The organism is Micromonospora sp. GCM10011542, assembly GCF_042650685.1.
Classification (GTDB): domain Bacteria; phylum Actinomycetota; class Actinomycetes; order Mycobacteriales; family Micromonosporaceae; genus Micromonospora.
On sequence record NZ_JBHSBO010000042.1, the window covers coordinates 65,679 to 82,450 of the forward strand.

Genomic DNA, 16,772 nt, shown 5'->3' on the forward strand with positions numbered 1-16,772 from the left:
TACGCGGACCGGCCCACCGCTCAGATCACTTCCAGCTGCTCTCGATGCCCTGGAGCACCGACGCGGTGTCCTTGCCGTTGATCCACTCGACCATGCCCTTCCAGAACGTGCCCGCGCCGACCGCGGCCGGCATCAGGTCCGATCCGTCGAAGCGGAAAACGCCGCTCTTGTCCTGCAGGATCTGGACGGAGAGCTTGTCGATCGGGCTGGCGACGTTGGCGATGTCCAGCTTGTTGTTCGCCGTCACCCAGTTGCCGAGCTTCGCGCGGCTGTTGACGTACTCGGCGGAGGTCAGGTAGGTCTGCACCGCCTGGACCTCGGGACGGTCGGCGAAGCCGACGACGAACTCGCCAGCACCCAGCACCGGCTTGCCCTTGGCCGGGTCGATGGCCGGGAAGTAGAAGGCGAACGCGTCGCCGTCCTCGGCCACCTTGGTGCCCTCGGGGAACTGGTTGGCGTAGAACGACGCCTGCCGGTGCATGGCGCACTTGCCGGTGGTGACCGGCAGGCCAGCCTCACCGAAGGCGGTGGTGCCGATGCTCTTCACACCGCCGAAGCCGCCGTTCATGTACTTCTCGTTCTTGAGGATGGTGCCGGCCTTGTTGACGGCGTCGGCGACCTTCGGGTCGTTGAACGGGATGGCGTGGGTGGTCCACTGGTCGTAGACCTCCGGCCCCTGCGTACGCAGCAGCACGTCCTCGATCCAGTCGGTGGCCGGCCAACCGGTGGCGTCACCGGACTCGATGCCGGCGCACCACGGCTTCACGCCGCTGGCGGCGATCTTGTCGCTCAGGGCGATGAGCTGGTCCCAGGTGGTCGGGACCTCCCAGCCCTTCTCCTTGAACGTCTTCGGCGAGTACCACACGAACGACTTGACGTTCGCGCCGAGCGGCACGCCGTAGAGCGTCCCGTTCACGGTGCCGTACTTCAGCCAGTCGGCCGGCATGTTCTGCTCGGCCAGGGCCTTGGTTTCGGCGCCGAGGGACTTCAGCTTGCCGGCGTCGGCGAACCGCTTGACCAGACCCGGCTGGGGCACGAACGCCAGGTCGGGGGCGTTGCCGCCGTCGACCCGGACGGGGAGCTGCGCCTCGAACTCGGCGTTGCCCTCGTAATCGATCTCGATGCCGGTGCAGTCCTCGAACTGCTTCCAGGACTGCCGGAGCAGGTCGGCCTCGGCGTCGCGGATGGACGCGTAGATCGAGACCTTCTTACCGTCGTGGTCCTGGTACTTCTCGTATGCGGCACACTCCGCGGAGCCTGCGTTGCTGCTCTTCTTGTCGTCGCCGGTACCGCAGGCGGTGGCGCTGAGCGCCAGCCCGAGTACGCCGGCGATCACGAAGGCCTGGCGTGGTCTGGTGAAGACCGCCATGCCGTCCTCCTTCCTAGCCGGCGCGGTCCTGTTCGTCGACCCGGCGCCGGTCCGATGGGCGTCCCCACATGTAAGCGCTTGCATCGGGCCTGGTCCAGCCCCTGTCAGACACGGACGAGTAACAATCCGGAAACCTGACGGTCTCCGCGTGGGCACGCTCCCGGTGCAGATCCCCGACTCTTTCGAAGATTGACGATATCTGTCAGGCTGAGGGCACCTCATCGAAGGTTTTCAACATAGGAGGAGCTGGATGCGTAAGCGGTGGATCAGCCTATTGGTGACCGGCCTGCTGGTCGGCGGTGCCCTGGCACCGGCGAGCCCGGCGCTGGCCGCGCCGACGTTCAAGGTGCCGTTCCCGTGCGGCCAGTCCTGGTCCGGGCAGACCCGGTCCGACCACAGCCCGGCGTACGCCGTGGACTTCAACCGCACCGACGACCTCGGCGACCCGGTGGTGGCGAGCGCAGCGGGCACCGTCGACCGGGTGACCGACCTCGGCGGCACCAGCTACGGCAAGTACGTCCGGATCGACCACGGCGGCGGCTACACCACGTACTACGCCCACCTCAACGGCTTCAACGTCTCCGTCGGGCAGACCGTCGGCTACGGCAAGGTGCTCGGCTGGGTCGGCAGCACCGGTGGCTCGACCGGCCCGCACCTGCACTACGAGCAGCGCCTCAACGGCAACGACATCCAGGTCCGGTTCAACGGATCGCTCGCCCTCTACTGGGGCACGAAGACCTACACGAGCGACAACAACTGCGGCTCCGGCAGCGGCTCGGGCACGGTCGACACCAGCGGGACACCGCTGACCGTCCGCTCCGGCCCCGGCACCGGGTATGCCTCGGTCGGCACCGTCGCCGACGGCACCCGCGTAACCATCTACTGCCAGACCAGCGGCACCTCGGTCACCGGCACCTACGGCACCAGCTCAATCTGGGACCGGATCGGCACCGGCCGCTTCATCGCCGACGCGTACGTGTACACCGGGCACGACGGCTACATCCCGAACGTGCCGCGCTGCTGACGTCGCCGTAGGGGTCCGGCGCGCGCGGCGCCGGGCCCTGCCGGTCAGGAGTTCAGCCGCCAGATCGAGAGGCTCAGCGCGGCGGCGAAGGTGACCCATGCCCAGTAGGGAAGGAGCAGCGCCGCCGCGCCCCGGGACACCCGGGCGAACAGGGCCACGGTGAGCCCGATCGCCAGCCACATGACGACGATCTCGGCGAAGGCGAGCCCGTACTCACCGGCGCCGAAGAAGAGCGGGGTCCAGATCGCGTTCAACACCAGTTGGGCGGTCCAGGCCCAGAGGGCCGGCCCGAAACCGACCCGCCGCCAGACCAGCCAGCCGGCCACCGCGATCAGGGCGTAGAGCACCGTCCAGACCGGGCCGAACAGCCAGGAGGGCGGCGCCCAGGTGGGCTGCCGCAGGCTCGCGTACTCGTCGGTCGTGCCCTGCACGCCCAGCCCGCCGATCGCGGCTGCGACGAAGACCGCCGCGGCGAAGCCAGCCAGCGCCCAGCGGGACCGCGACCCGGTGGTCCGCTGCACCTCCTGCGATGTCTCCATGGTCGAGATATTTCCGTCAAGCCGCCGGGCCAAACCGCCGCACCGACGCCGGCCTGGCGGACGCCAAGGCTGCCCCGGCCCGGTCTCGTCCACGCACCTCACGCACGTGCGGTGGTACCCGTGCCCTGGCGGTCCTGCCCCGTGCCCGGGCGATCCCTCAACCGCGCCCCGGCCGGCATCCCCACGCGGTCCGGTACCCGGGCCCACGCGGTCCTATCGAGCTGCCCCAGATATGGACCGGATGCCGGTGCCTCGCGGTGCCTGTGCGGTGCGGTGCGGGCGTGTGTCGTGCCCTGCGGTGCCTGTGCCGTGTGCCCCATATCTGGGGCAGCTCGACAGGGGCCGGAAAGGCACACGCGAGGGCGGCTGAAGTCGGGCGATTGGAGGTCCCGGCTTGGTCAGTGGTCCAGTCACCGCTCCGCTGCCGGCGCGGTCACCACCGCGGACAGCACGGCGCCGGGGTCGCCGCGTCCGGTGCTCCTGTCGGGAGGACGGAGCTCCGGTCGCTGCGACCCCGGCGGGTCCCAGTGCTGCCCGATACGGGCGTCAATTGAAGATGCTGACACCACCCGGGCCGACCAACAGCCCGACCACGATGAGGACGATGCCCCACAGGATCTGCCGGCGGAACAGCGCGAGAATGCCGGCGACCACGAGTACGACTGCGAGAATCCAGAGAATCAGCTCCATGACCTCTGACTACCCGAGGCGCCGATCGGGGAAACCTGGTCGGTGTCGAGTTGATCGCCGACGTGGAAGACGCTGTACGCCTGCTTGATCACCGGGTGCGCCACGTTGCGGACGCGTACTCCGCCGGGGGTGGTGCCCCGCTCGCTGCCGGCGTGCGCGTGCCCGTGCAGGGCCAGCGCGGTCGGTGCCGAGTCGATCGCCTGCCCCAGCTGGTACGAGCCCAGGAACGGATAGATCTCCAGTGGCTCGCCGGCCAGCGTGTCCGGCACCGGTGAGTAGTGGGTGAGCGCGACCAGCATGTCGCAGTCGAGCGAGCGCAGCGCCTCGGCCAGCCGGTCGGCGCTGTCGGTGGTGGTCCGGACGAACGCCTTCATCTCCGGCTCGCCGAAGTCACTGGCGCACCGGCCGGCGAAGCCTCCACCGAACCCTTTCACCCCGGCGATGCCGAGTCGGCCCCCCGCGCAGTCGAGCACCACGCCGTTGCCCTCCAGCACGGTGATGCCTGCGTCCTCCAGCACCTTGACCACCTGCGGCACCTGGTCGCACTGGTGGTCGTGGTTGCCCAGCACGGTCACCACCGGCACGTTCAGCCCGCCGAACTCCCGCGCGACGCAGCGCGCCTCGGACTCGGTGCCGTGCCGCGTCAGGTCCCCGGCCAGCAGCAGCACGTCCGCGCAGTCCGGCAGCTCCTCCAGCGCCGGTCGGAACCGGCCCACCACGTCCTCGTCCAGATGCACGTCGCCCACGGCGGCGATCCGGATCACCATGGAACCTCCCTCAGGGCAGTTGCTCGATCTGCGTGGGCGCCTGCGTGCGGATCACCCCGATGTCGGTCATGATCGGCACGTCGGGGAAGCGCTCCGACACCCGGCGCAGGATCTCCGCACGTCGGTGCGGACTCTCCACCTCGCCCTGCAGCACGAGGGTGCTTTCCCGACGGACCACGGTGATCCCCTGCTCGGCGACGGCGGGGTCCTCGGCGAGCAATCGGTGGATCTCCGCCTCGACATACTCGTCGGGCGGGCCAGCGCCGCTGTCGTACTGGCTCACGGTGTCCCCTTTCCTCCCGTGGCACCGGTCTCCGGCACCACGTCCAGCCGGTCCAGCAGCACCAGGAACGCCTCGGCGTACGGCGAGTGCTGCGTTTCCTTGCGTACCCGTTCCCAGTCGATCTGCTCCCGCAGCGACCGGGCCAGCGGCAGGCCGCGGGCGAAGTCGCAGTAGTGCTGGGAGAAGCTGAGCAGCTTGTGCACCATCAACTGGGTGGCGGACAGGACCGGCATGTGGATCGCGTCCACCGGCCGGACGACCGTGTCGGCGAACGTCTCCTCGGTCACCGGGGTCTCGATCGGCCGGTGGATCAGGTCGACCATCCGCCCGTCGTCGTACACCTTCACCAGCCAGTCCTCGGGTGGGCGCTCGGCATCGAAGCCGGCCGCCACCAGAGCCTCCAGGGCCCGGTCGACGTCGGCCTCACGGATGAGGAAGTCGACGTCGTGCTCACTGGAGTGGCCTCCGTGGGCGTAGACGGCGAAGCTGCCGCCCAGCGCGAACGGGATCTCGGACTGCTTGAGCACGGCGGCGACCTTCTTGAGGGTGTGCACCAGGGTCTCGTCCCCGCGCTCTGCCATCTGGTTCTCCCGTCGGTCATGAAGGTGGACAGGCGGTTGGATTCGAACTCCGTACCCGGCATTCCGGTCGGTCACACCTGGCCTGGTAGCGGTTGGGTGCCAACCGGTATCAAATGGTACATATCCCTCTGATGGTGAGCGTGAGTCGGATAGCCTGGGCAGGGTGGTCAGATCATCGGGGACGCGACGCGGCAGGGCCCGACTGCGCACCGTCGCCCTGATCGGCATCGACGGATCGGGCAAGACCACCCAGGCCCACAAGCTGGCCGACGCACTGACCGCCGCCGGCAGCCCGGCCGCCTACCGCCGCAACGCCAGCGGGCGCCGCTGGCTCGGCCGGCTCGCGCACCGGCTCGGCCGCCCCGACGCACAGCGGCTGGTCGGGCGGGACGGCATGCTCGCCGTGGAGTCCGTGCTGCGCTGGCTCGCCATCGCCGCCGCCCTGCTCAGCTGCCTGATCACCGGCCGGACGGCGGTGATGGACCGCTACTCGGCCTGCCAGTACGCCAGCATCCGGGCGCACGGTGGGCACCGCTGGGAGCGGCTGGCCCGGGCCGGCTACCGGATCTTCCCGACGCCCCAGGTGACCTTCCTGCTCACCGTCGACCCGGCCGAGGCGTACCGGCGGATCGAGCAGCGCGGCACGGACCACGAGACGATGGGCTGGTTGACGGCGGCGGACACCGCCTACCGCACGCTGCCCGAGTACCCGAGCTTCGTGCTGGTCGACGCCGGACGGTCGGCCGAGGAGGTGACCCGGCAGATCCAGGAACACCTGGCAGGCTGGCTGCCGCCGGCCGACGGGCCCCACCGGTCGCCCGCCGCCGCACCTCCGCCGTCCTCACCACCGGCCTCCGACACGGCGCCTCCAGCCGGTCGCGGCCCGGTCGGGCCGCTGGTGGCTCAGGCCCGTCCGTAGACCGGGACGCTGGCGCCGCTGGTCGGCGCGGACTCCGCCGAGGCGAGGAAGTGGATCACCGGCGCGATCTCGGCCGGAGAGACCCAGCGGGAGTGGTCGGCGTCGGGCTGGGCGGCCCGGTTCGCCGGGGTGTCGATGACGCTGGGCAGTACGGTGTTGCAGCGGACACCACGGGCCCGGTACTCCACGGCGACCGCGTTGGCGAAGGCGAGCACCGCGGCCTTGGCCGTCACGTAGCCGGACGCGCCCGGGAACGGAGCCACCGCCGCGCGCGCGGAGACGCAGACCACCGCGCCGGCACCGGCCGCCACCAGGTGGGGCAGCGCGGCCTGGGTCACCAGGTAGGTCGGCCGCAGGTTGAGGGTCAGCATCCGCTCGAACTCCTCGATCGGGGTCTCGTGCACCAGGCCGCCGCTGGCGTACCCGCCGACGAGGTTCACCACGGCGCGCAGCGGCGCCGACGAATCGCCCGTGGCGGCCTCGACCGCGTGTGCCACGTCGGTGGGATCGGTCAGGTCCGCGGTCACCCGGACCACCCCGTCCGCCGCCGGCTCCGACCCGGCCCGGGCCGCCCGCCCGGGTACGACCACCCGCCAGCCCGCCGCCCGGAACGTGGCGGTGACCGCCGCGCCCAGTCCGCCCGTGCCCCCGGTCACCAGCACACTGCGATCCGCCATGCGCCCACGCTAACCCGCCGACCCGTGGACGCCGTCCGGCACGTGGTCCCGCACGCCCGGGGGAGGTGGTGACGCGCCGGTGGTGGCACTGTAGGAGCGGACGGCGCCGCCCGATCGGCGGTACTTTTCCCAACACGGGCAGTCATGGTTGACGCTCACGCCTCATGAAAGTAAGTTTCATCCGTGGCGAAGAGTCCGAAGATTTCTGCGAGTCGCGAGTCCGGTGGACTGATCGTCCATATCAGCGGACTACTGCCGTCGCTGTCGCCCGCCGAGCAGCGGGTCGCCCGGCTGGTCGTCGCCAACCCGGCCGACGCCGCCCGCCGGACGATCACCGACCTCGCCACCGCAGCGGAGACATCCGAGGCGACCGTCATCCGGTTCTGCCGCTCGGTCGGCATGGACGGCTATCCACAGCTGCGCATCCGGCTCGCCGCCGAGGCCGCCCGCCGGATCGAGCCACCGGACGCCCGGGTGGTCGGTGGTGACATCCCGCCCGGCGCCGACCTGGCCCAGATCATCGCCACCATCGCCTTCAACGACGCCCGCGCGGTCGAGGAGACCGCCGAGCAGCTCGACCCGGCAGTCTGCGAGCAGGTCGTGGAGGCGATCAGCGGCGCCGGCCGGATCGACGTCTACGGCGCCGGCGCCAGCGGGTTCGTCGCCTCCGACTTCCAGCAGAAGCTGCACCGCATCGGCCGCACCGCCTTCTACTTCCCGGACGTGCACACCGCGCTGACCTCGGCCGCGCTGCTCGCCCGGGGCGACGTGGCGGTGGGCATCTCGCACACCGGCACCACCTCCGACGTGATCGAGGTGCTGGAGCAGGCTCGCACCCGCGGGGCGGCCACCGTGGCGCTGACCAACTTCCCACGCTCACCGATCACCGAGGTGGCCGACTTCGTGCTCACGACCGCGGCGCGGGAGACGACCTACCGCTCGGGTGCGATGGCCAGCCGACTGGCCCAGCTCACCGTGGTCGACTGCCTGTTCGTCGGGGTCGCCGCCCGTAATCGGGCCCGGGCCCGCAAGGCCCTGGAGGCGACCGCCGAGGCTGTTCAGTCGCACCGGGTGGGTGCCAACCGGAGGCGGGCATGACGGCCGGCGCGGTGGAGCCGGACGAGCAGACCTCCGTACCGCGCGGCCGCCCCGTGGTCCGGGTGGGTGCTCCCACGGAGCGGCGCAACCCGCTCAGCGTCGACCTCGACCTGATGTCGACCCGGGACGTGCTCACCGTGATCAACGAGGCCGACCGGCGGGTGCCGGCGGCGGTCGCCGCGGTGCTCGACGAGATCGCCGCCACGGTCGACCTGGCCGTCGCGGCGCTGCGTGGCGGGCACCGCGTGCACTACTTCGGGGCCGGCACCTCAGGTCGGCTCGGCGTGCTCGACGCGGCCGAGCTGGCCCCCACCTTCAACTCGCCCCGGCACTGGTTCTGCGCCCACCTGGCCGGTGGACCGGACGCCATGTGGCGTGCCGTCGAGGACGCCGAGGACGACGACCGGGGCGGGGCGGCCGACGCGGCTGATTGTGTGCACGCCGGTGACCTGGTGGTCGGCCTGGCCGCCAGCGGGCGCACCCCGTACGTCCTCGGGGCGCTCGCCGCGTCCCGGGCCAAGGGCGCCTCGACCGTGCTGCTCTGCGCCAATCCGGAGGCCGAGGCGGCGCGATCGGTCGACGTGTTCATCGGGGTGGACACCGGACCGGAGGTGGTCACCGGGTCGACCCGGATGAAGGCGGGCACGGCGCAGAAGCTGGTGCTCAACACCTTCTCCACCGCCGTCATGGTGCGACTGGGCCGGGTCTACTCGAACCTCATGATCGACATGGTGGCCACCAACGCGAAGCTCCGAGGTCGGATGATCTCGATCCTGGTCGAGGCCACCGGCTGCTCCGAGGAGGTCTCCCGGCGGGCCCTCGCCGAGGCCGACGGCGACCTGAAGACCGCGTTGGTCTCGCTGGTCTCCGGCGCCGCGGTCCCGGCCGCCCGGGCCGCGCTGGCCCGCTCGGCCGACCAGGTGCGCGACGCCCTCGAGCTGCTCGCCTCCTGACCCCGCCGCTGCGGCTGCCGGCCCGCTCCAGGGCTGGGTGGGACGGCGCGCCCGGATGGCGGGAAGCGAGCGGGGCTCCGGATTGTTCATCTGGGCGGGGGGTAATACCACCCCCGTGAATGAACCGACCGGTCCACCGGTGCGTATCTGGCAGTGACCAGGATCGCAGCGCGGTGGTGATCCGGGTCGCTGTGTCCCCCGGCGTACGGTGTTGCCATACCTGTGGGCGTTCGGCGATCCGTCGACCCGCCAACCCGTACGTGGTGCCCCAGCGGCGAGCCACCCGACGGGTGCTGACAGCAAACGTGGACCGTGCTCTCAGCTACTACTCAGGCATTCGTGACACTTTCGACTCACGACATGGAATCCCCGACACGTCTCATCTGTTGTGTAGGTGTCAGCACCGGTGGGCACAGCGGAAGTTACCGGGGACTGACACGACGGACGTGGGGATGGCAAGGAACCGGGCAACCGGCGCGAGCGAGGGGACCGTGGGCAACGTGGACAAGAACATCGGCATGCGGACCGATCAGGTCGCCGAGGAGCGCGACCTGGTCGGCGTCTACCTGCACGAGATCTCCCGGACGCCACTGCTGGACGCTGCCCGGGAGGTCGATCTCTCCAAGGCGATCGAGGCCGGCCTCTACGCCGAGCACCTGCTCGGCGAGGACCGCGTCCCGGCCGGTGTCGACCGGGCCGACCTGGAGCGGCTGGTCGTCGAGGGCGAGCGCGCGAAGGACCTGTTCATTCGCGCCAACCTGCGACTGGTCGTGTCGATCGCCCGCCGTTACGTGCGGTCGGGGATGCCCATGCTGGATCTGATCCAGGAGGGCAACACCGGCCTGGTCCGGGCGGTCGAGAAGTTCGACTACGAGCGTGGCTACAAGTTCTCCACCTACGCCACCTGGTGGATCCGCCAGGCGATCAGCCGGGCCATCGCCCAGCAGGAGCGCACCGTGCGGCTGCCCGTGCACCTGGTGGAGGACGTCAACCGGATGCGCAACGTGGCCCGCCAGCTCACGCGTGAGCTGGGCAGCGACCCGGAGCCGGAGCAGATCGCGGCGGCCCTCGGCGTCACCGTCGAGCGGGTCAACGAGCTGCGCCGCTGGTCGCAGGACACCGTGTCGCTGGACACCCCGGTGGGCGACGACGGCGACACCAGCCTCGGCGACCTGGTCGCCGACAGTGACGCCCCGTCGCCGGAGGACATCGTCCTCTCCGGCCTGGAGCGCCAGCGCATCGAGGGGCTGCTCAACCACCTCGACGACCGGTCGGCCGGCATCATGCGGGCCCGGTACGGGCTCGAGGACGGCCGTGAGCACTCGCTCACCGAGGTCGCGTCGCGGTTCTCGCTCTCCCGGGAGCGGATCCGGCAGTTGGAGATCCAGGCGCTCGGCCGGCTCCGTGAGCTGGCCCGCGCCGAGGGGCTGCAGGCGGCCTGAGCAGGCAGTAACGACGGCGAACGGCCGGCGTCCGACAGGGGACGCCGGCCGTTCGCCGTTTGCGTCCGGGTCAGCGGACCCTTCCGTAGCCCTGGATGGGCATCAGGTTCATGCCCCGCTTGAGCACGTTGCGCCCGGCGCTCGGCGCGTCGATCACCTGGCCGCCGCCCACATAGAGGCCGACGTGCCCGAGCCCGCTGTAGAAGACCAGGTCACCCGGGGCCAGCTGATCCCGGCCGATGTGCGCGACCGCGCTCCACTGCATCCGGGTGTTGTGCGGCAGCGACCGTCCAGCCGCCCGCCAGGCCGCCGAGGTGAGCCCGGAGCAGTCGTAACCGTTCGGTCCGTCCGCCGCCCAGACGTACGGCTTGCCGATCGCGCCGTAGGCGTAGCGCACCGCCACCCCGGCCTGACCGGCGACCGCGGGCGCCTTCTCGCTGGTCGCCGCCTTCGGGGCGGGCCGCTCGGTGGCCGCACCGTACGCCTGTCGGCGCAGCTCGTAGAGCCGGGCCAGATCCTTCTCGATCCGCTTCCTGCCCGCCGTCAGCTCCCGGGCCTGCACGGCTTGTCGGGACAGGGTGACATCCAGCCGGGTCTTCTCGTCGAGCAGCTGCCGCTGGTTGGCGGTGAAACCGGAGATGCGTTCCTGCCGCTGCCGGGTCAGTTGATCGAGCGCGCCCAACCGGTCCAGCAACGCCGCCGAGCCGCCGGGACGCAGCAGCGCGTCCGCCGTCTGCAGGCTGCCGCTCTTGTACGCGGTCGTCGCCAACTCGGCGACGTCTGCCCGGCTCTGTGCGGCCTGCTGTTCCAGCGGACCGATCCGGTCCTGTAATCGGCCCACCGCGGCCTGGTTGGTCTTGATGTCCTCGCGGAGCTCGTTGTACGACTCGACCACCCGCTCCAGTGCGGCCGAGGACGTCTCGATCTGGCGGGTCAGGTCGGCGGGGGACGGCTCGGCGTGGGCCACCCCCGTCGGGGCGATCAGGGCGGCCGACATGCCGGCGACCGCCATGGTGCGCAGCAGATTCCTCAGGGATGGCAAGAGCGGAAGGCTCCTTCCCACGGTCGCCGGCGGGCTGCTGACGCCTCCGGCGACACCGGGCCGGGGCCATCCGGGTGGACGGCGCTGGGCCGGACCGGCTCGCCCAACCTAACCCGGGACGGGAGTCACCCGCAGTTGAAGCAGGGGCGAATGTTGGCAAAGTGGCGGGAAGTGCCGCTGCGGCGGGTGACCTTCGTGAGCGCCAGCGTGGCGGGGGTGGGGAGTCGGGACGGGTATTGCCCGATGTACGACATTCGTCGTTCCGGGCGTATGCCGGCCGGATACCGGCACGTCATAACCGATAAAACCCGAAATGGCTGCTGTTTCTCGGCGATGTCCCCCCGACGGCGGGACGCCCCGACCCGGTAATTGCCCCGGTGAGCTGGCACTGCTTGAACACAATGAAGCCCGGAGCCGGGAATCCCGTCGACAGGCAGCGATGCCTGCGACCGCGGCGGGGCCGGCCCGGCGGACCGCGCGGGAGGAACCGTGAACCGTGAAGGAGCACCGACCCGACCGCCCCGATCGATGACCGGTGGCGCCTCCTCGACCCTGCTCTACGCCCGCCCCGGCATCATCGTGACAGTCGACCGGTTCACCGTCGCCAGCACCAGCTACCGGATTTCCGACCTGACCCACCTACGGACGACCCGAGGCCCGCACGACCGGATCGCCGTGCGGGCGGTCGTGGTCACCGCCGCCATGATCGGCGGCGTCGGGCTGCTGCTCGGTTTCACCGGCGGCCTGCAACGGCTGACCGCCGGGGCGTACCTCATCCTCGGCACGGTGTTCCTGCTGCCGGCGGCGCTGGCGCTGGTCGGCGACCGGTGGCGGCCGCCGGCGTACGAGCTGTGGGGGTGGTACCGGGGGGCGGAACTGCTGCTCTTCACCACCGACGACGAGCGGCAGTTCGGCCAGGTGACCCGCGCGGTGCGCCGGGCCCGGGAGATGCACCGGTACGGCGGCTGGGTGGACCCGGTCGCCTCGACCGACCCGTGGCGGCCCAGCCGCTGACCGACCCGACGCCGGCCCGGCCGACCCCGGCCGGCGTCGCACCGGGACCGTACGCCGGAGGCCGGCCGCTCAGCCGGCGACCGGCTCCGGCGTACGGTCCGCGGGGCGGGCCAGCCAGCCGCTGACCCGGCGCTCGGCGTAGAACGAGACGAACGGCACGGTGCCGGCCAGCATCACCAGGAGCATCCGCTTGAGCGGCCAGTCGGCCCGGCGGGACAGGTCGAACGCGGCCACCAGGTAGATCATGTAGAGGAAGCCGTGCGCCGGCCCCACCGTCTCCACCACGACCGGGTTGTCGAACGCGTACTTGAGCGGCATGCCGACCACGACCAGCAGGATCAGCACCACGCCCACGATCCAGGCGATCACGCGGTACCGGGTAAGGGCTGCGCCCACCTCGTCCGTCCTTCCGAGCCCGGCTCAGCCGGGATAGTCACCGGGCCGAGCGCCCGGATTGGCGTTCAACCATGACAGGTAGCGGTTGTAGGCGGCCAGGTCGGCGTCCTCGCCGGCACCGACGGCCGGCACCCGGGCCACCCGTACCGGTCGGCGGACCGCCGGTCGGACCGGTCCGTCGGACACCGACGGCGACGGCTCGTCGGCCGGTGCGTCGGCCGGGTCGACCGCCGCCTCGGTGGACTCCTCGGCCCCCCGGCGGGCCAGCCGGACCTCACGCCACCAGACGTAGGCCACGAAGCCGGCGAAGATCGGCCACTCGACCGCGTACCCCCAGCTCAGGCTGTTGCCGGCGGCGGCCCGGCTGACCTGCCACCAGCCCAGCCCGAGGAAACCCACGACCAGCACGACCATGGCCACGTGGCGCGCGATCCACGCCGGGGTCCAGAGCCGCTTCATGGCATCGAGGGTACCGGGGACGGCGCCGCTCTCCGACACCCTGTCGTAGTTGTCGCGCGGCGGGGCGGGTTTGGTGGCACCGGCAGTGGGCATCCGTCTAGACGCCAGCCCAAACGAGACGAGGGGGGCGATGATGCCCGGATCAGTGCAGCAGGACGGGTTCGCGTCCAGCGGCGGCGCGGAGATGAGCCCGGAGCAGCGGGTGCCCGAGTGGGGCGGCGACCACCTCGCCGACCCGGCGGGTGGCGAGACGGATCTCGACGGTGACCTGCTCGGCGTCGACCCGTCGGAGCTGACCGACGAGGACCTGATCCGCGAGATGCACAGCCTGCACCGCACCCGACTGGACACGCTGCGGCACGCCGCGGACAGCGCGCTCGCCAACCACCTGCGCCGGACGGCGGAGCTCGAGACCGAGTACCTGGCCCGCCACCCGGGCCGGGAGGTCGACCCGAGCCGACTCCGGGACGCCTGATGCCGGCGCGCGCCGTGCGCGGCATGTCCGCGCCGCCCGAGGTGGTGTTCAACACGGCCACCGACCCGGACCGGGCCTCGTCATGGCTGCCGGAGCCGCTGCGCGGCGACGGCAGCCCGGCCGCCGAGATGGACGGCGAGGAGTTGCGGGCCCGGTGGGGTGACGGCAGTGCCACCGACTGGTCCGCCGAGCTGCGGGTCGAGCCGGCCGACTCGGGCGGCGCCCGGATCCAGCTCGACCTGGCCGCCGGGTCGGGCCAGCCGGACCCGGACGACCTGGCCGACGAGGCGCTGTCCAACCTGGCCCGCGAGGTGGCCGACAACCTCCAGGCCGGCTGAGCGCCTCTGCCCGCTGGGTGGAGGCTTTCGTACGACCATGACATTCGAGGAGAACGGGTGACCGACACTGGCCTGAAACGGAAGGTGGCGCGGTTGCGCCAGGCGTACGCGCCGCACGAGTACCGCCCACTCGGCGGTTACCTGGCCGCGATGGGCACCTACGCCGGCGTCGCCGGGGCCCTCGCCGGCCTGGTCAAGGCGACCGGGCGATCGGTGCCGGACCGTCCGGCCGCGTCCGACGTGGTGCTGCTCTCGATCGCCACGCACAAGCTCAGCCGGCTGCTCTCCAAGGACGCGGTGACCAGCCCGCTGCGGGCGCCGTTCACCCGCTACGACCACCCGATCGGCAGTGGCGAGGTGTTGGAGCAGGTCCGTGACTCGGGCAGCTCCACCAGGCACGCGTTCGGCGAGCTGCTGAGCTGCCCGTTCTGCCTGGCCGTCTGGGTGGCCACCGGGCTCACCGGCGGCCTGGTGCTCGCGCCCCGGTTGACCCGGCTGGTGGCCACCGCGTTGACCGCCGTGGCCGCGTCCGACTTCCTCCAGATGGCGTACGCGGTGGCGCAGCAGGCCGCCGAGGGCGGCGGGCACGAGGACGACGACTGACTAGCGGTACGCGACAGCGGGGGCCGGCGATCCGCCGGCCCCCGCTGCCGTTGCGTCACGGTCAGCGCTGCATGCCGGACCAGCCGTGTGGCGACTCGGGCTCCCGTTCGTCCTCGTCCTCGCCGGTGATGATCTCCCGGTCCACCGCGGTGCGGTCGTGCTCGTTGGCGAAGTCCGGCTCGGGCGTGGTGTCCCGGCCCTCCGGCGGCTGGCCCAGCGCGGGCACCTTCTCGTCGTGGTCCTCGTGGTGCGTCATCTCGGTGTCCTTCCTCGGGTCGCCGGCGAGACGGGCGGGAGAGCTGGACGGGGCGGCCCCGGTGCGTGACGCGTCGGGCGTCGTGCTCACGCGACGGAGCCGCCCAGCAGGTCGGAGACCTCGTCGATGGAGTACTCGCCCCCGGGGAGCGCGTCGAGCCGGATCAGCAGGTCCGCCGGAAGACCCGCGGCCACCGCCCGGTGGTAGATCTCCACCTGGGTGACCCGCTCCTCCCCCCGGTAGATGTTGTCGAGCAGGTCGTCGAGGCGCCGGGTGTCCGGCTCACCGGTCACGGATGCGTCGTCGGTCACGTCGATCAGCTACCCGGGCCGGAATCGGTCAAACGTCACGCTCGACCAGCCGCCCAAGGGGGCCACGCAGACAACGACGCCCCCGGCCTGAAGGCCGGGGGCGTCGCTGGTGTCGGTGTGCAGGTCGCCTCTCGGCGAGTGGCACGACGCGGCTCCAGCCGGACGGTATTCCGCGAAGGCAATGAGGTGAGGCCCGGGGACACTGGACACACCGACACCTCACTCAACCGGCCGACCCCCCGCGCTGTTCCGGCCCGTGCCGTGTCCGCCGCCACATCTCGGGCGACGCCGCGGGTCAGGCGGGGGTGGGCAGCGTCGCCCGCCGGGCCCGGACGGCGGTCGCCAGGTGGTCGAGCACCTCGGCCGTGTCCTCCCAGCCCAGGCAGGCGTCGGTGATCGAGCGGCCGTACTCCAGCTCCCGGGTCGGGTCGAGGTCCTGCCGGCCGGGCAGCAGGAACGACTCCAGCATCACGCCGGTGATGCCGCGCTGCCCGGCGGTGAGCTGTGCGGCGACGTCCGCGGCCACCCGCGGCTGGTTGCGGTGGTCCTTGCCGCTGTTGGCGTGGCTGGCGTCGATCACCAGTCGCTCCGGCAACCCGGCCGCCCGCAGCAGGTCGAGGGCCCCGGCCACCGACTCGGCGTCGTAGTTGGGCCGGCCGCCCCCACCGCGCAGCACCAGGTGCCCGTCGGCGTTGCCCCGGGTGTGCATGATCGCCGGGGTGCCGGAGAAGTCGATGCCGGGAAAGACGTGCGGTACACCGGCGGCGCGGATGGCGTCCACGGCGGTGCCGATGCTGCCGTCCGGGCGGTTCTTCATGCCGATCGGCATGGACAGGCCGGAGGCGAGCTGGCGGTGCACCTGGCTCTCCACCGTGCGGGCGCCGATCGCACCCCAGGCCACCGTGTCGGCGATGTACTGCGGGGTGATCGGGTCGAGGAACTCGCAGCCCACCGGCAGCCCGACGCGCAGCACGTCGAGCAGCAGCGCCCGGGCCAGCCGCAGCCCGGTGTTGACGTCCCCGCTGCCGTCGAGGCCGGGGTCGTTGATCAGGCCCTTCCAGCCCACCGTGGACCGCGGCTTCTCGAAGTAGACCCGCATCACGACGAGCAGGTCGTCGGCGACCCGGTCGGCGGCGGCGCGCAGCAGCTCCGCGTACTCGAGGGCGGCGGCCGGGTCGTGCACCGAGCACGGGCCGACCACCACCAGCAGGCGGTCGTCGGCGCGGTCCAGCACCCGACCCACGGCGCGTCGGCCGTCGAGTACGGCGGCGGCGAGCGGGGCGTCCAGGGGCAGCTCGTGGTGCAGCAGCGCGGGCGTGGTCAGCGGCACGACACGGTCGATCCGCTGATCGCTGACCCGATCGGTCTCCGGGGTCGTCACGGTGGGCATCCTTCCGCCGACCGTGCCCGGGGCCGGTGCCCGGGACGAGCCGGCTGCTCGTACGCAAAAGGGCAGGAACGAAAGCTCCTGCCCAGCCGGCTCGGTCCGTGGTGACGTCAGATCATGGTGAAGTCACCGGCGGATGAGCCGGCTGC

The 16,772-nt window shown here is 71.7% G+C and carries 22 protein-coding genes; 9 read left to right on the forward strand and 13 right to left on the reverse strand.

Features of this window, described 5'->3' with window-relative positions:
* Positions 1-25: 25 nt before the first annotated feature.
* Complete coding sequence (locus ACFOW4_RS15930; protein WP_377528364.1) at positions 26-1,369, reverse strand: ABC transporter substrate-binding protein; 1,344 nt, start codon at positions 1,367-1,369, stop codon at positions 26-28.
* Between the two features lie 250 nt (positions 1,370-1,619).
* Between ACFOW4_RS15930 and ACFOW4_RS15935 the strand changes: the two genes are divergently transcribed.
* Entirely contained in the window at positions 1,620-2,393 is a 774-nt protein-coding gene (locus ACFOW4_RS15935; protein ID WP_377528366.1) for a peptidoglycan DD-metalloendopeptidase family protein, read from the forward strand.
* A gap of 44 nt (positions 2,394-2,437) precedes the next feature.
* Here the strand turns inward: ACFOW4_RS15935 and ACFOW4_RS15940 are convergent, their stop codons facing one another.
* The 5 genes from ACFOW4_RS15940 to ACFOW4_RS15960 all read right to left on the reverse strand — a co-directional run bounded on the left by ACFOW4_RS15940 (position 2,438) and on the right by ACFOW4_RS15960 (position 5,481).
* Entirely contained in the window at positions 2,438-2,932 is a 495-nt protein-coding gene (locus ACFOW4_RS15940; RefSeq protein WP_377528368.1) for a TspO/MBR family protein, read from the reverse strand.
* Between the two features lie 546 nt (positions 2,933-3,478).
* The gene (locus tag ACFOW4_RS15945; protein ID WP_007464364.1) at positions 3,479-3,622 is read right to left on the reverse strand and encodes a GPGG-motif small membrane protein; all 144 of its coding nucleotides are present in this window, start codon (positions 3,620-3,622) and stop codon (positions 3,479-3,481) included.
* Positions 3,613-4,389, reverse strand: a complete 777-nt coding sequence (locus ACFOW4_RS15950) for a metallophosphoesterase (RefSeq protein WP_377528370.1) — start codon at positions 4,387-4,389, stop codon at positions 3,613-3,615. Before ACFOW4_RS15950 ends, ACFOW4_RS15945 begins: the two co-directional genes overlap by 10 nt.
* 10 nt (positions 4,390-4,399) lie before the next feature.
* Positions 4,400-4,672, reverse strand: coding sequence for a hypothetical protein (locus tag ACFOW4_RS15955; protein ID WP_377528372.1), 273 nt, complete (start codon positions 4,670-4,672; stop codon positions 4,400-4,402).
* On the reverse strand, positions 4,669-5,481 hold the full coding sequence (locus ACFOW4_RS15960; RefSeq protein WP_377528374.1) for a nucleotidyltransferase: 813 nt from the start codon (positions 5,479-5,481) through the stop codon (positions 4,669-4,671). Before ACFOW4_RS15960 ends, ACFOW4_RS15955 begins: the two co-directional genes overlap by 4 nt.
* On the opposite strand from ACFOW4_RS15960, the gene ACFOW4_RS15965 reads away from it, so the two are divergent.
* Positions 5,417-6,172, forward strand: a complete 756-nt coding sequence (locus ACFOW4_RS15965) for a dTMP kinase (protein ID WP_377528376.1) — start codon at positions 5,417-5,419, stop codon at positions 6,170-6,172. The genes ACFOW4_RS15960 and ACFOW4_RS15965 overlap by 65 nt on opposite strands.
* On the opposite strand, the gene ACFOW4_RS15970 is transcribed toward ACFOW4_RS15965, so the two are convergent.
* Complete coding sequence (locus ACFOW4_RS15970) at positions 6,157-6,849, reverse strand: SDR family NAD(P)-dependent oxidoreductase (RefSeq protein WP_377528378.1); 693 nt, start codon at positions 6,847-6,849, stop codon at positions 6,157-6,159. The genes ACFOW4_RS15965 and ACFOW4_RS15970 overlap by 16 nt on opposite strands.
* 183 nt (positions 6,850-7,032) lie before the next feature.
* On the opposite strand from ACFOW4_RS15970, the gene ACFOW4_RS15975 reads away from it, so the two are divergent.
* The 3 genes from ACFOW4_RS15975 (at position 7,033) to ACFOW4_RS15985 (ending at position 10,342) form a co-directional block, all read left to right on the forward strand.
* The gene (locus tag ACFOW4_RS15975) at positions 7,033-7,947 is read left to right on the forward strand and encodes a MurR/RpiR family transcriptional regulator (protein WP_377528380.1); all 915 of its coding nucleotides are present in this window, start codon (positions 7,033-7,035) and stop codon (positions 7,945-7,947) included.
* Complete coding sequence (murQ, locus tag ACFOW4_RS15980) at positions 7,944-8,900, forward strand: N-acetylmuramic acid 6-phosphate etherase (RefSeq protein WP_377528382.1); 957 nt, start codon at positions 7,944-7,946, stop codon at positions 8,898-8,900. The genes ACFOW4_RS15975 and murQ overlap by 4 nt, the downstream gene beginning before the upstream one ends.
* Positions 8,901-9,352: 452 nt before the next feature.
* A complete protein-coding gene (locus ACFOW4_RS15985) occupies positions 9,353-10,342 on the forward strand; it encodes an RNA polymerase sigma factor RpoD/SigA (protein ID WP_377528384.1) in 990 nt (329 codons plus the stop codon).
* A gap of 70 nt (positions 10,343-10,412) precedes the next feature.
* Here the strand turns inward: ACFOW4_RS15985 and ACFOW4_RS15990 are convergent, their stop codons facing one another.
* The gene (locus tag ACFOW4_RS15990) at positions 10,413-11,384 is read right to left on the reverse strand and encodes an NlpC/P60 family protein (protein ID WP_377528386.1); all 972 of its coding nucleotides are present in this window, start codon (positions 11,382-11,384) and stop codon (positions 10,413-10,415) included.
* Positions 11,385-11,873: 489 nt separating this feature from the next.
* Here ACFOW4_RS15990 and ACFOW4_RS15995 point away from each other — a divergent pair, with 489 nt between their 5' ends.
* A complete protein-coding gene (locus tag ACFOW4_RS15995; RefSeq protein WP_377528388.1) occupies positions 11,874-12,398 on the forward strand; it encodes a DUF6232 family protein in 525 nt (174 codons plus the stop codon).
* 69 nt (positions 12,399-12,467) lie between these two features.
* Here ACFOW4_RS15995 and ACFOW4_RS16000 read toward each other — a convergent pair whose 3' ends face one another.
* Together ACFOW4_RS16000 and ACFOW4_RS16005 are read right to left on the reverse strand one after the other, a co-directional pair.
* Positions 12,468-12,794, reverse strand: a complete 327-nt coding sequence (locus ACFOW4_RS16000; RefSeq protein WP_377528390.1) for a DUF3817 domain-containing protein — start codon at positions 12,792-12,794, stop codon at positions 12,468-12,470.
* Between the two features lie 24 nt (positions 12,795-12,818).
* Positions 12,819-13,253: a hypothetical protein gene (locus ACFOW4_RS16005; protein WP_377528391.1), complete on the reverse strand. Its 435-nt coding sequence runs from the start codon at positions 13,251-13,253 to the stop codon at positions 12,819-12,821.
* A gap of 130 nt (positions 13,254-13,383) precedes the next feature.
* Here ACFOW4_RS16005 and ACFOW4_RS16010 point away from each other — a divergent pair, with 130 nt between their 5' ends.
* The 3 genes from ACFOW4_RS16010 to ACFOW4_RS16020 are packed head-to-tail and all read left to right on the forward strand — an operon-like array spanning position 13,384 to position 14,669.
* On the forward strand, positions 13,384-13,728 hold the full coding sequence (locus ACFOW4_RS16010) for a DUF6158 family protein (RefSeq protein ID WP_377528393.1): 345 nt from the start codon (positions 13,384-13,386) through the stop codon (positions 13,726-13,728).
* The gene (locus tag ACFOW4_RS16015) at positions 13,728-14,066 is read left to right on the forward strand and encodes a hypothetical protein (protein WP_377528395.1); all 339 of its coding nucleotides are present in this window, start codon (positions 13,728-13,730) and stop codon (positions 14,064-14,066) included. Before ACFOW4_RS16010 ends, ACFOW4_RS16015 begins: the two co-directional genes overlap by 1 nt.
* Positions 14,067-14,123: 57 nt before the next feature.
* Positions 14,124-14,669, forward strand: a complete 546-nt coding sequence (locus tag ACFOW4_RS16020) for a DUF1360 domain-containing protein (protein ID WP_377528397.1) — start codon at positions 14,124-14,126, stop codon at positions 14,667-14,669.
* 61 nt (positions 14,670-14,730) lie between these two features.
* Here ACFOW4_RS16020 and ACFOW4_RS16025 read toward each other — a convergent pair whose 3' ends face one another.
* The 3 genes from ACFOW4_RS16025 to ACFOW4_RS16035 all read right to left on the reverse strand — a co-directional run bounded on the left by ACFOW4_RS16025 (position 14,731) and on the right by ACFOW4_RS16035 (position 16,626).
* Positions 14,731-14,925: a hypothetical protein gene (locus tag ACFOW4_RS16025; protein WP_377528399.1), complete on the reverse strand. Its 195-nt coding sequence runs from the start codon at positions 14,923-14,925 to the stop codon at positions 14,731-14,733.
* 86 nt (positions 14,926-15,011) lie between these two features.
* The gene (locus tag ACFOW4_RS16030) at positions 15,012-15,236 is read right to left on the reverse strand and encodes a hypothetical protein (protein ID WP_377528401.1); all 225 of its coding nucleotides are present in this window, start codon (positions 15,234-15,236) and stop codon (positions 15,012-15,014) included.
* A 295-nt stretch (positions 15,237-15,531) separates the two neighbouring features.
* Positions 15,532-16,626: a 3-deoxy-7-phosphoheptulonate synthase gene (locus tag ACFOW4_RS16035; protein WP_377528403.1), complete on the reverse strand. Its 1,095-nt coding sequence runs from the start codon at positions 16,624-16,626 to the stop codon at positions 15,532-15,534.
* Positions 16,627-16,772: the final 146 nt, after the last annotated feature.